Genomic DNA, 12,382 nt, shown 5'->3' on the forward strand with positions numbered 1-12,382 from the left:
AATATACCCCCCACCCCATAGCCAAAAATTACTCCAGGTTTACTTTTTCATAGCAATGTGTTCCAAACATTTTTGACCAGTATTCATTAAATCAGAAAAAGGTATTACTGGGAATATCATGCCATCAAAGTGAGACGGGGAGCCATCGTGAGATACGATGAACAGAGATATGATTTGAGGAGGGGAAGTGTATCCAAAGTATTCCTTTACTTCTTTTTGATGTGAACAAAGCCATTTATGACGTCTTTGATGTTTATATGCGGGTGTCTTATTGATCTCTTTTCGTGAAAATTTATAATTCAAATCTTCAATTTTTTTCATTTCATGAGGAGATAAATAATTTTTACATTCTATTGAATAGAAAATGGAATTATTTAAATCAGCTAACCCTATATCAATATCCCCAATATCTGCCCGACCTTTTATTATCTCCTTTGGCTTAAGTGCCCTTCGAACCACAAATGTTGTGTTCTTCTTAAACCAGTTTTCTACAGCCATCTCAAAAGCTTTACCTTCCAGATTTCTAAATCTTGATATCCATTTATTCATTCTATCAGACTTAGCATCATAACCTCCATGTTGAATATAAAGAAGGAAATCTGTAACAAACACATTCCAACTCCTTATTCCAATGACAAGTTCGTTCTCGCCATTCTCACCTGGGATTCTTAGAATAGGATGTGAGTAATAAGAATATTTGTGGTAATGATCTTCAATTTTAATAAAATCTTCTATTTTATTACTATCAATTTGATCCCATGCTCCTCTCGGTTGCAGACTGAAGAGATTCAATGCATCAAGCCCTTTTTCTTTTGTCCATCCATAATCAGCAATCAGTTTCTGGCACAATTGAGATTCAAAGCAAATGCAAAAACAAAATGGTGGCCTAATAGGTAACGATAAAAGACAGGAATTGAACTGATTAAATTCATTAAATGTGAGTCCAAATTCATCATAAAAAGCAGTTTCAAACTCATTTTTTTCTTTTTCAGAAATTGATAACTTTGGAGAATAAGCTTTATATTTTCTATTTCGCATTGTTAAAACATCTTTTGTATGTCCCATACGAAAATCCGTCCATTCTGTTGAAAGAGGATAAGATGATGCAACAATTCCACGTATGGTAAATTTTATCCCAATATTTTTTGATAAATCATTATGAGATAGAAAATTTATTTGAGACATAATATTTCGAATTGAGGTGAATAACACTGCATTTGCCAATAATCTACAATAATCATCAGAGGATATTGGGTGATTACCTGTTGGATTTTCAGCGATAGATATCTCAATTAGATGCTGAATGGAATGTTCCAATTCTGTTTTCAATTGATCTCTTTGAGTGTAGTGTTCAGTAAATATTGATAATATTGAGGATTTGGTATAATCAAAATCCTCCATCTCATAGTATTCCCGAGTGAAAAGATAAGCAATGAGTTCATGTTGAGATACAGTCCATGCCAATATATCTCGTATAGGATATTGTGCTATGAGATTGTGTAGTCGCTGATATGTTGCATCAGTAGCCCATTTAACGAATTTATTCACATTTTCTAAACCATTAAGAGAAGCCCCTATCTTTAGTTCTGGATTATATTCCTGAATTAAAGAGAGCATTTCTTCCTTCATTATTCCAATATGAATTGGTAGCAAGTTGGGGAGAGACGATATATTTAGGGATGGTTTTGGGAAAAAAACATCTCTCTCGGATATAATTGGTGGTGAATGATCATTTAAAGTGGCGTTTTGTATTACTCTATTATTCCATCCCTTTTTACTAAATAAATACTCTTTGGGGAGATAATATCCTAGAAAACCATATTGAGATGGTAACAGTCCTGCGTGACCTAACTCTTTCTCTTCATCAACAAGAATAGGCAGTATGTTAATGCCCCTTTTACCTTTTAAAGATTTGAGATAGGGAATATTATGATTATATCCCAATGGTAATTCTTGATCATTCCATAGATACTGAGTTACAACGGAAATCAGAACTTCTATCAATATACTACAGGCCATCTTTTTATCAATATCACCTACAACATATACTGGAAATTGAGGACTGTAGGCCTCCCAATATTCATTATTTACATAACTTAAGTGAATTGTATATTGATATTCGGTCATTTAATACAAATTTACCAGATTTTTCATTAATCACATCTCACAGTTTCTTAGCTTAGACATGAAGCAACAGCATTAATATCGAATTAATACATGCATTATCCACACGAATCCTCATTATAGTTAGATAGTTGTGCTGATGAATAAATAAGCGGTTGGAGGTGGCAGGTCGACGGCATTGCCGGCGACCTTAGCTGGGGCGGGAGGAGCCAATAGGCTCATCCTTAGCTGAGCAAATCTTTGATTTGCGACCAAGTCGAGAGACTTGCGATTAAGCGAGTGAAACGAGTCGGCGAGCAAATCTATGATTTGCGAGTGGCGGGCCGACCAAACACCAAAATACGCAAAAAGATCAACATCAAAAAATGGAACATTACTGTTAGTCAAGTGCCGTACGAAGGGCACATCTTTGTGTGTAAAGAGGAGGGCTATCATGTACTGCGAGGTCCCAGACGTATTTGAGATTGACATTTGCATAGGCATGGATCAGACGGTCTCTCATACCTGCCATTTTTCTCCAGGGGATATCGGGATATTGTGTGCGGATCTCTTCAGGGATGTGTTTTGCCGCTTAACTCATGCGATTGACAGCAGCCATGATGTTTTCAGATTGTTCGCAGATGTCATCTAAATATGTGAGAATATCCGGTGTTTTCATACGGCAGCTTTTCCTGTACCGCAGAAGATGACGTCTTTTTGTATGTTGGAGCGAATACGCGGTTTGAGATATTCAAAGGAGACAAGGTCGACTTTGCGTTCCAGGATCGATTCAAGATACTCAGCGAGAGCAAGATAATTGTCGAATGTGTCGAATTCCGGTTTGAATGTATACAGGAGGTCAATGTCACTGTAAGGTGTATCTTCCCCGCGTGCGACTGAACCGAAGAGAGCGAGGAACTCAATGCCATACGCTGTCTGGAGAGTTGAAAGAGATGCGGACAGTTGTGTAAGAACGCGGTTTTTGATGCTTACATATTCTGACATTGATTAATATCTGAGTATTTGTCCTTCGCATGTAATGAGGTTTTGCCTGTTATGGGCGAGGTTGACGCTGAAAGTGGACGGACTCAGCTGAACAAGTTGAAGGATTTTTGATCCGGGCGTGAAGCGGCTCACGGCGGGGATTCTTTTTTTTGCGGGAACGTGTGTCAAATTCATGTATGAAATGAGTGTGGATACATGAGATAAACCAACCGCGAATCGGCGCGAAAATAGGATGTCACACCGCGAGCCGCTCCGAGCCGGAGTCGCGGCTCCGCACCCAAAAATATATTCATGAAATTCACATCGATTAAAGAAAAAAACAGCATCTCTTTTTACTTATTTCTGGGGGTGCGGGAGAGCGACTCCGGCGTGGAGCCCGACGCGGCGGGGAATCTTCTTTTTTGATTCGAATAAGATGATTCATTTTTCAAAGATTTTATTGGGAAGACCTATGCATATCAACACAAAACATAACCAACCTTAAATCCAACAACGTTGTATTTGAATCTAAGTATAATTCATGCAATCCAATCAATTATTCTCAATTATCTCGAATATTTTTAAAACATATTCTCATATGCTTATAGTGGACACGGAAACTACCGGTTTAAATCCAAAAATAGATCGGATAACTGAATTAGCAGCAATCAAATTCGATAAATACGGTAATAAATCAGTGATGGATGAATACATCTCGCTTCCGAATGACATTTGTTATCCTGAAAATGTCCAAGAAATGACTGGGATCACACCAGAGATATTAGAACTGAAGGGACATCCCGAAGAAGAAATTGCATGGATGTTTGCTATGATGCTGAAAAGTCCCGGGCGTGTCCTTTTAGTGACACATAATGCTCAGTTTGATCTCCGTTTTATTCAGGAGATGCTATCTCGACACCGTTATGTATTTCCAAATGGGTGGGGTGTCATTGATACTTTAACTGTATTTAGGGATAGAAAACCACAACCACACAGACTCTCTGATGCAATTTCATATTATGGTCTTGATGGAGTGAAAAATAGTCATAGGGCAATTGATGATGTAGTTGCATTATGTGCCGTTTTTGATGCGATGTGTCAGGAACAAAATGATTTAGATGAATATATCAATCTTATCGGAGTCTATGGTAAATCAGAATTATTTGCATATAAAATTCCCGGATTACAATATTGGGGACAGGAGATAACTGGCAATCCAGAGGGTAAACTCCCGGATCTAATTAAGAAATATAATCAAGACATTTCCAAAATTGAGAGAGTATGATTTTCACTCTCACTCAACACTACGTTCAATGACCTTCTTAATATCGAAACCGGGGGGTAAAGGTTTGAAGCTATTATCTGTCTCATCATATTGATGGGACTGGAATTTACGTAATGCATCAATATCCAAATCACCTGCAAGAAGCGTACAGTTTGTACCACCTCCGATTTGACCAATATTTCTTTCTTCGTGTTTCTTTGGTTGAATGATCCTAGAACATCCGTATTCAGACGTGTTTGAATAAATCACATAACAATGGATATCCCGTACAACGGATTCAAGAATATCCATAAAATAATTCACGTCACGATTCACAGAACAAGCAATCAGGAAGTCTAACTCGGAGCGAAATATAGCTCGGTGCTGAATGTCTGCAAGCTCAAAGCAATTATAGATTGTAAACTGATTCCCTCTCCAATTGTAAAGATGATATGTAGAGGTTCCCAAATCCGGAAGAGAATAACCACACATATTGAGTTCTTTTTCTTCCTGTGGACCGTAATGATTTTTGATTCTAAGGGATACGCAACAGGATTTATATTTATCATTTATCTGGAATGGAAGGAGAGCGGTTGTCAGATTGAAAGCGATACATTTTTCACTGCCGGTATTGTTCGATGGTGAAGTATCCGGGCTTTTTGTATTATAGATATATTCAAGACCAAATACTAGCCCAATTTGATGTTGTTTTGACCAATGCGTCAATTTTGGTAACCAACGATTTGGAATGGAACATTCTGGGAATATCACCAGATCACATTTGTCTTTGACCGCCGAATTTAATGCCTGAGAGATTAACAACCAGCGCTCTAGAGAAATGTTTGGGGGCATTTCCAATGGTTCAAAACTTTGTCTCAAGTTTTTCTCAGTAATCCGAAGATTTACAAGACCAACCCGAATTTTTTTCAGAGGTTTGTCATCAGAATATATCGTTATTTTTGTTGGATGGACTGGATTGGGGTTTTCCCCATATTCCATACAGAGATATGGGGTTACCGTAACATGAGAATCATATTGTGAGCCCCAATTATTATACGTCCTTTTGCCAAAAATAGAATTTGCTTTCTGCAAATAACAACATAATGGACTATCACTAGTAGAACACGTGCTCTTTGAACACTCAGTAAGATGGTTTTCACTCTTGAGATTTTTCAAAGCAAAAAATAGTTGATATTCGTAAAGATGAATAAATCGTGGAGTTGTATCCAGCTTTTGATTATCCAATTCTAAAAAGTTTAAAGAATCCGTATTGAATACATCAACATCAAATAAATCTCCATCATAATTTTCCAGATAGTTGAGTAGTGGATATATCACATAATGTTGCGGAAAAAGATTCGTGGCACGAAATGAATCAATGATATATTTTATAATGAGAGCTTCGGAGAATTCGTTATGAGTTGATTGGAGATATTTTTTCAGAATTGAAGATATTTTCTTCGCAAATTTATCCCGACTATCCCCGTCAAAGAGGGCGAGAGGTTGAAACATAGAGTATAGAAGATATTTTTGTAAAGTATCCTGAATGTTATTGGACAATTCATCCAAGATCATTTTTTCACTTTTATTTATTTCCTCCTTTCCGTCCTTATTCACAGGATTGAAATCACTTGATGGTTTAAGATGGGCAATGTGCTCTAAAAGTTCACCACTCACGGCAAATAATTCATCCTCCTGCTCTTGTTTTTTGGAAAACAACAAGATACTAAACATCTTTTCCCATACACGCATATAGGTGAGATAGTTATTTCCCCGCAAATCATTGAACATGTTTTTTGTGAGTGCCCCTATTTTTTCAATCGGTTTGCTGCACAGAGAGATATGTGATATCTGTTTTGAGAGAACAATGGCTAGTTTCGAATCGTCAATCACTAATTTCTGTAGATTACGCAGTTTGTTTGTTGAACCATCAGAAAACACTAATTGATGCATTCCTGTGTCTTGTGTGTCAATAATTGACTCTTCCGGCAAATATTGAAACACACTAACATTTTCTTTAATTTTTTTCTTAAATAATCTCAATATTGCCGTAGAGTGGTTTGGATCTACATGATAAAGCATTACTTTGTTATTTTGGACCGCAATGCGTGAATTTGTAAATCTGCTATCATTTAATCTGTATTCTTTATCACCGCTAATTTCAGAAATTTTATAATTTAATGTAAGTTGTACATCTCGCGTTTTTGGTTCGGATATAAGTCCGCTATCTACAAGATATTTTTTGATTATTTCCTCTTTTGAAGGTGAATCATTATCATTTACTTTATCTTTTGTGTTATATTGCGTTCGGGCAAATACGAAAATACAATCATCAACATATCTCCCGTAATATCTTGGAGAGACATCCTTTATTACTGCCTTATCAAATTCTTTGAGATGCCAATTAGCTAAAATTCCCGATGAAAATAGACCTATTGGCAGAAATTTATTTATTTCTCTGTCTTTAATAGTACGGTTTGTAACTGAGATATAATTCTTAACTATCTCGAAGTATTTCTCATGAATCCGTAACAGGATGTTAGTTAAAAACAAGTTTGTTTGTAAATTGCCTTTGAAAGTTGCTTCTTCTGATTTTTTGGTGATATGTGCCTCAATCTCCCCAAAATCACCTTCAATATGATAATAGAATTGCTTGAAATCAAGGGTAAGAATATCTACTATTTCATTATTTTCTATAGCTTTATTTGCAAAATCTAATGCCTTATTTTGCCAAAAGGCATATTGTTTGCCATAAATTTTCATCAGATGACTGCTCGTATCTTTGTTTTTTCTTTCACAAAGATTTTCATGAACACGATTTCCAAAACAACAATCACCTAGTTCCTCATCAAGGTATGCTCCAACCTTCATAATCCAGAGGACATCCAGCATATGAAGCGGGATCGGCATGTCAATATAATAATTAAGACCATGCCAGTAATAAATTTCAGAAGAAACTACATTTGAGAGTCCATAAATCTCGGTATTCTCAGCATTCTTTATTGCTTCTTTATTACGATACGGTGAAACTGATTTGGGAAGAACATAAAATGAAATTTGATTTATCCAGTCATCAATAACTTTCTTTAATTCATCTGAAATTGAGATTTCAGGTGCTGTTATACATTCGAATATTTTAAGGAGCTTGTCTTTCTCTGCAGAATCATATTCATACAAAGCAAGTTTCTTTTTTAAGAAGAGGTCGGAATTATAGTAAACTGCCTGTTTAAGTTTCCTATATACAGTATTATATAGTATATTGTTTAATGTTTCGGGAGATGTCACATATATTTCATTTGTGCATAAGACGATAAATGTGATTCCACAAAAATGAGATAAAATATCTTCTTAATCCAAAAAATAGGATCTCTCCACCGCGGGACGCTCCGCGCCGAAGTCGCGTCCCCGCACCCAAAAATCAGAAAAGAGATTCTTTTCTCCGCCCCTGTCCCCCCTTTTCGTGAATTTCGTTGGCGGGTTGGACGCTGAAAGCGGCCGACCTCAGCCGAGCAAACCGAAGGTTTGCGTGTTGGTGGATTTGGTGTGGGGGACGGGGGAGGGTACTACATGGAGTCCGTCCAATGGATATTTTTCTTTTCGTGTTTTCGTGTGTTTTTCGTGCATTTCGTGTGATGAGCGGGGTGGACGCTGAAAGCGGTCGACCTCAGCTGAGCAAGGCAAATGCCTTGCGAGAATGCGCCCATAAAAAAGAATCCCATACACGAAATCGAAGTACACCCAAAAAACGAAACCTAACTTACCTGCAGTTTATGACCTCATCCTCGGTCACGACATAATCCATCCGGGCGTCGTATGCTTCCATCGGGATCAAGTCGACCTCCTGACAGGCATACGCCATCCCAATCCTTGGGATAGCCGGATGGCTCGCAAAAAAGCGGTCATAGTATCCCGCACCATATCCCAGCCTGTGACCCTTTCGGTCGAACCCCACCCTCGGGACGACGAAGGTTTTCCCTTCTTCCAGAAGGCAGTTCACACAATCATCTCTGATCCGCACACCTTCAATCTGATCAACCTGATCATCAAAGGTCGTTTACTTCGTCGTCAACCCGCAAATACCATTATCTTATACCAACAAATAATACAGAACACAACGAGTTGAAAATGTCGGATTATCGAGTGACGCTGGAGGCAGGATGGACGGTAAAAGATGTTGAGTCCGTTCAGGATGCCATTGGAATAGCCGTGAGTGAAGCAGGAAAACGTCTTCACCCGTCAGCAAAATTTGTTGACGTGGATGTGATGAACATGCCCTGTCCATACTGTGGAAAAGAGATCAATACCGCTCTGGTGATCGCGAGAACGGGCCTCGTTGGTCTTCTTCTTTCCATGAAGGTCTTCAAAGCCGAAAACCCGGAGCACGCAGTACACATTGCCAAATCGGTGATAGGCAGAGCACTGCGTGACGTGTCTCTTTCGACCTATTCCGTAGAACTTATCGAAGGTGATGAAATTGCCGAGTGAAATGATCTCGGTCTCCGGGCATCTCTGCGTAGATTACATCATAACGGTGGATGAGTATCCCCCTATCGGCGAATCAAGAAGGGTCTCGGAACGCAGGATATACTTCGGCGGCGGGGCGGCAAACATCGCAGCAGGCATCGCAAGACTCGGGGGTCAGGCCGAACTCATCTGTGCGGTCGGATGTGACTTCCCGGGCAGTGAATATGAAAAATATCTGGAAGAACTCGGCGTGAAAACGACGGTGTTTCAAAGTGAAAAAAACAGTTCGACCGCGTTCATGGTGAACAATGCCGCCGGAGACCAGGTGACCTACTTCGAATGGGGGGCCGGCGAAGCCTTTGCCCGGGCAACCCCGCCGAAATGCGAGTTTGTCCATATGGCCACCGGAGACGCCGCCTTCAATATCAATATCGCAAAACAGGCGGAGTTTGCCTCGCTCGATCCGGGCCAGGACGTAAAATACTATACTGCCGACGATCTCACAACCCTTCTTGGCGAGATCGACATGCTCATCTGCAACAATTATGAGATAGATATCATAAAAGAGACCCTTTCCTGCAGCGAAAAAGACATTCTCGATTCGGTGCCGTTTACCATCATCACTCATGGAAAAGCAGGCAGCAGTCTCTACTTCGATGGAAAAACCGAACAGATTCCGGCGGTTTTTGTCGAAGCAAAGGATCCGACCGGCGCAGGAGATGCATACCGGGCAGGGTTTTTCACCGCATGGAAAAAGGGATATGACCCGGTCACCTGCGCAAAGATCGGCGCAGTCACCTCGTCGTTTGTCGTGGAAATGATCGGGACGCAGACCAACCTTCCCGACTGGAAACGGATGGCAGAACGCTACAAAACCGCGTTTGGAAAACTGGAGCCGTAATGAGCTGGGCAGCACTGACTTCGGGAGGGAAGGACTCGATCCTTGCGGTACAAAAAGCGATCGACGCCGGCATGCAGGTCACACATCTGGTCACGGTCGTTCCGGAAAATACCGAGTCGTACATGTTCCACTCGGCAAATCTCAAGGCGGTCCCCGTAATGGCGGCCCGCTGCGGGGCCGAGTATGTGGAAATACGATCGAAAGGCGTCAAGGAACAGGAGGTCGAAGACCTTGAAAAGGGTCTTGCGGATCTCGGTGTCGAGGGAATCATCGTCGGGGCTATCGAATCCGAGTATCAGCGGTCGAGAGTCGCCGCGGTCTGTGACCGGCTTGGTCTGAAGCTTTTTGCTCCGCTCTGGAAAATGGACCCTCTCACTCTTATGCACGAAGTGGCGTCCCGTCTCGATGCTGTAATCGTCGTCTGCGCCGCTGACGGGCTCGGCGACAACGTGCTCGGGAAAAAGATCGATGAAAAACTGATCGATGTTCTGCTTGCCGTCCATAAATCCAGACGGATCCATCTCGCCGGAGAGGGCGGGGAGTATGAATCGCTCGTGCTGAATGCACCCTGCTTTTCAGAGCCGATACATTGTTCCGAGATGAAGTTCAGCTATGAAGGCCTTCGCGGCGAAGTCATGATCGAGAGGTTCTGGTAACATGAAACGCGAAGTAAAAACCGAATCATTGACCAAATATCTCTTCGATGCACCGAAATGGGGATTGTCTCTTGGATTGATAATCCTACTCGGCCTAATCGCCGACGGAGTAGGGTTTCTCTTCACCGGCAAGATCTGGTGGTTTGGATTTGCCTTCTCGATCCCCGGCGTCGCTGCGCTGATCCTCACCAAACCATTCGTAAGCGCGACCGCCCGACAGGAGTTCACATGGAACCGGTCCGGCCTTTTGGCACTCGCGTCAGAAGTATTCATGCTTCTGTGGATGATCACCGCTCTGTTCCTTGGCGTAGGCTTTGCCTATGTCTTCGGCGTCGGATTCATCCTCGCGATCAGGCTCGTGGTTCTCGCCGCCGTAGCGGATTACCGGTTCGGGCGGATGTATGCGCCGGCCGCCATCCAGACATTCGCGGGAGCGATCGTTGGAGTCTGGTACTTCGGTCCGGGATTCATCATTCCGGTCGTCGTTTCGATCGTGGTATTCTCAGTAGGTGTCATCGTATTTTTACTACTGTTCGATCTGCCGATGAAACGGACGAGCGGGGTCGGTGCGATGCACTTCGTCAATGCATTCCTTGCCCATCTGACGAACGGATCAAACGACATGGAGGAGTATTTCCATCACATCAGCGAGTATGTCTCGGTCCCGGAAACGACGTTCTTCTTCAAGCGTGCCGGCAAACCGGATGTCTGGTTCGTCATCCCGAACCTGCACCCGGGTCCGATGGCTGAGATCGGCGGCAGTAATTTCCCGAAGATCCTGCACGATGTTTTTGCCGACGATGCGGTCGTACTCGTTTCCCACGGATGCGCAAGTCATGATCTGAACCTGATCTCCAACCGCGAAACAAAAAGCATAACAAAAGCGATCCGCGAAAGTCTGGATTCGGTCACGTATACGGGACTTGCAAGCCGCCCGGTGCGAACGAGTTTTGGCACGGTTTCAATCCTTTCGCAGAGATTCGGCGACTCTCTTCTGATGATCACGACACGATCTCCCGAGATGACGGAGGATATGGACTACTCGATCGGCCGGATCGTCATGGGAGAGAGTAAAGGAAGATACGAAAATATCGGATTCGTTGATGCCCACAACTGTATGACGGCGGTCACCAACATCATTTACCCCTCGACCAAAACCGGAAACGAGTTCATCTCCGGAGCGGACGAGGCGATGAACAAAATGCTGGATGCCGAGATGCTGCCGTTCTGTGTTGGAGCGGCACAGGTCATCCCGCCTTTCGGACGAGGCGAAGGATTCGCCGACATGGGAATCATTGCGATGGTGACCGAGGTCGGCGGCGTAAAAACGGCGTATGTCCTGTTTGACGGGAACAATGTTCACTTGGGCGTCAGAGAGATCCTGCAGAACGCGGTCCTGGGACTCGGGATTGACGAGGTCGAGATCCTGACCACCGATTCGCATGTGGTGAACTCGGTCTCCGGCAGAAACCCGATCGGTGATGCAGTTTCACCAAGCGAAATCATCCCGTATGTCGCAGAAGCGGTCTTAAAGGCGGTCGAAGATCTCTCCACGGCATCGGGAGGCGCCGCCACCAACATGTGCGAGGAGGTAGAAGTGTTCGGTCCCTCAAGGATCGTTCAGCTGACTTCGACGGTAAACGCCATCGTGACAAACCTGCTCCCCCTCTCGACACTTCTGCTGACCACGGCATTTCTGCTGATCATGGTCGTCTGCATGATCGTGCTGTAAAGAAAAAAAGAAAAAAATTATTTTTCTGCAGGTTCGACATCGATCGCACAGGAACTTCTTCTGATCCTCGGCATCGATGCGAGCTTGTTTTCATATTTATCGCAGGTGAATCCTGATTTCGGCATGGGATCGGGAAGAACAACACCCAGTTTGCAGGTGATACGATAGTTGTAAAAATCCCGCTCTTTGTCGTAGGTATATTCATGAGAATCCATATGCAGACAGGTTAAACAAGGAACAACCATATGATTAAAGATACATTCACCCCCATACATTAA

At 42.4% G+C, this 12,382-nt stretch carries 11 protein-coding genes; 5 read left to right on the top strand and 6 right to left on the bottom strand.

Going from position 1 to position 12,382, the window contains the following annotated elements; genetic code table 11:
* Positions 1 to 39 precede the first annotated feature (39 nt).
* The 3 genes from MLAB_RS04880 to MLAB_RS04890 form a co-directional block, all read right to left on the bottom strand.
* Positions 40 to 2,127: a hypothetical protein gene (locus MLAB_RS04880; protein ID WP_011833298.1), complete on the bottom strand. Its 2,088-nt coding sequence runs from the start codon at positions 2,125 to 2,127 to the stop codon at positions 40 to 42.
* A gap of 376 nt (positions 2,128 to 2,503) precedes the next feature.
* The gene (locus MLAB_RS09595) at positions 2,504 to 2,683 is read right to left on the bottom strand and encodes a HepT-like ribonuclease domain-containing protein (RefSeq protein ID WP_143702775.1); all 180 of its coding nucleotides are present in this window, start codon (positions 2,681 to 2,683) and stop codon (positions 2,504 to 2,506) included.
* Positions 2,684 to 2,778: 95 nt separating this feature from the next.
* A complete protein-coding gene (locus MLAB_RS04890; protein WP_011833299.1) occupies positions 2,779 to 3,108 on the bottom strand; it encodes a nucleotidyltransferase family protein in 330 nt (109 codons plus the stop codon).
* A 577-nt stretch (positions 3,109 to 3,685) separates the two neighbouring features.
* On the opposite strand from MLAB_RS04890, the gene MLAB_RS04895 reads away from it, so the two are divergent.
* Positions 3,686 to 4,372 (top strand): 3'-5' exonuclease, encoded by a 687-nt coding sequence (locus MLAB_RS04895; protein ID WP_011833300.1) that lies wholly within the window; start codon positions 3,686 to 3,688, stop codon positions 4,370 to 4,372.
* A 9-nt stretch (positions 4,373 to 4,381) separates the two neighbouring features.
* On the opposite strand, the gene MLAB_RS04900 is transcribed toward MLAB_RS04895, so the two are convergent.
* Together MLAB_RS04900 and MLAB_RS04905 are read right to left on the bottom strand one after the other, a co-directional pair.
* The gene (locus MLAB_RS04900) at positions 4,382 to 7,636 is read right to left on the bottom strand and encodes a hypothetical protein (RefSeq protein ID WP_048062044.1); all 3,255 of its coding nucleotides are present in this window, start codon (positions 7,634 to 7,636) and stop codon (positions 4,382 to 4,384) included.
* A gap of 472 nt (positions 7,637 to 8,108) precedes the next feature.
* Positions 8,109 to 8,348, bottom strand: coding sequence for a 5-formyltetrahydrofolate cyclo-ligase (locus MLAB_RS04905; RefSeq protein ID WP_245525955.1), 240 nt, complete (start codon positions 8,346 to 8,348; stop codon positions 8,109 to 8,111).
* 128 nt (positions 8,349 to 8,476) lie between these two features.
* Between MLAB_RS04905 and MLAB_RS04910 the strand changes: the two genes are divergently transcribed.
* Genes MLAB_RS04910 through MLAB_RS04925 form a run of 4 tightly spaced genes read left to right on the top strand, consistent with a single transcriptional unit; the run spans position 8,477 to position 12,104 of the window.
* Positions 8,477 to 8,836 carry a DUF555 domain-containing protein gene (locus MLAB_RS04910; RefSeq protein WP_011833303.1) on the top strand — a complete coding sequence of 120 codons (360 nt, stop codon included), beginning with the start codon at positions 8,477 to 8,479 and terminating at the stop codon, positions 8,834 to 8,836.
* The gene (locus MLAB_RS04915; protein WP_011833304.1) at positions 8,820 to 9,716 is read left to right on the top strand and encodes a PfkB family carbohydrate kinase; all 897 of its coding nucleotides are present in this window, start codon (positions 8,820 to 8,822) and stop codon (positions 9,714 to 9,716) included. The genes MLAB_RS04910 and MLAB_RS04915 overlap by 17 nt, the downstream gene beginning before the upstream one ends.
* Positions 9,716 to 10,372, top strand: a complete 657-nt coding sequence (locus MLAB_RS04920; protein WP_011833305.1) for a diphthine--ammonia ligase — start codon at positions 9,716 to 9,718, stop codon at positions 10,370 to 10,372. Before MLAB_RS04915 ends, MLAB_RS04920 begins: the two co-directional genes overlap by 1 nt.
* A 1-nt stretch (position 10,373) precedes the next feature.
* Positions 10,374 to 12,104, top strand: a complete 1,731-nt coding sequence (locus MLAB_RS04925; protein WP_011833308.1) for a DUF2070 family protein — start codon at positions 10,374 to 10,376, stop codon at positions 12,102 to 12,104.
* Positions 12,105 to 12,121: 17 nt separating this feature from the next.
* Here the strand turns inward: MLAB_RS04925 and MLAB_RS04930 are convergent, their stop codons facing one another.
* Entirely contained in the window at positions 12,122 to 12,319 is a 198-nt protein-coding gene (locus tag MLAB_RS04930) for a hypothetical protein (protein ID WP_048062046.1), read from the bottom strand.
* Between the last annotated feature and the right edge of the window lie 63 nt (positions 12,320 to 12,382).

The sequence above is a fragment of the Methanocorpusculum labreanum Z genome (assembly GCF_000015765.1).
In the GTDB taxonomy this organism is placed as follows: domain Archaea; phylum Halobacteriota; class Methanomicrobia; order Methanomicrobiales; family Methanocorpusculaceae; genus Methanocorpusculum; species Methanocorpusculum labreanum.

What these genes read in the sequence shown, in the direction of transcription:
- MLAB_RS04890 (WP_011833299.1), bottom strand. Translation starts at nt 3,108, where the DNA reads ATGTCAGAATATGTAAGCATCAAAAACCGCGTTCTTACACAACTGTCC.
- MLAB_RS04910 (WP_011833303.1), top strand. Translation starts at nt 8,477, where the DNA reads ATGTCGGATTATCGAGTGACGCTGGAGGCAGGATGGACGGTAAAAGAT.
- MLAB_RS04915 (WP_011833304.1), top strand. Translation starts at nt 8,820, where the DNA reads ATGAAATTGCCGAGTGAAATGATCTCGGTCTCCGGGCATCTCTGCGTA.
- MLAB_RS04895 (WP_011833300.1), top strand. Translation starts at nt 3,686, where the DNA reads ATGCTTATAGTGGACACGGAAACTACCGGTTTAAATCCAAAAATAGAT.
- MLAB_RS04880 (WP_011833298.1), bottom strand. Translation starts at nt 2,127, where the DNA reads ATGACCGAATATCAATATACAATTCACTTAAGTTATGTAAATAATGAA.
- MLAB_RS04925 (WP_011833308.1), top strand. Translation starts at nt 10,374, where the DNA reads ATGAAACGCGAAGTAAAAACCGAATCATTGACCAAATATCTCTTCGAT.
- MLAB_RS04930 (WP_048062046.1), bottom strand. Translation starts at nt 12,319, where the DNA reads ATGGATTCTCATGAATATACCTACGACAAAGAGCGGGATTTTTACAAC.
- MLAB_RS04920 (WP_011833305.1), top strand. Translation starts at nt 9,716, where the DNA reads ATGAGCTGGGCAGCACTGACTTCGGGAGGGAAGGACTCGATCCTTGCG.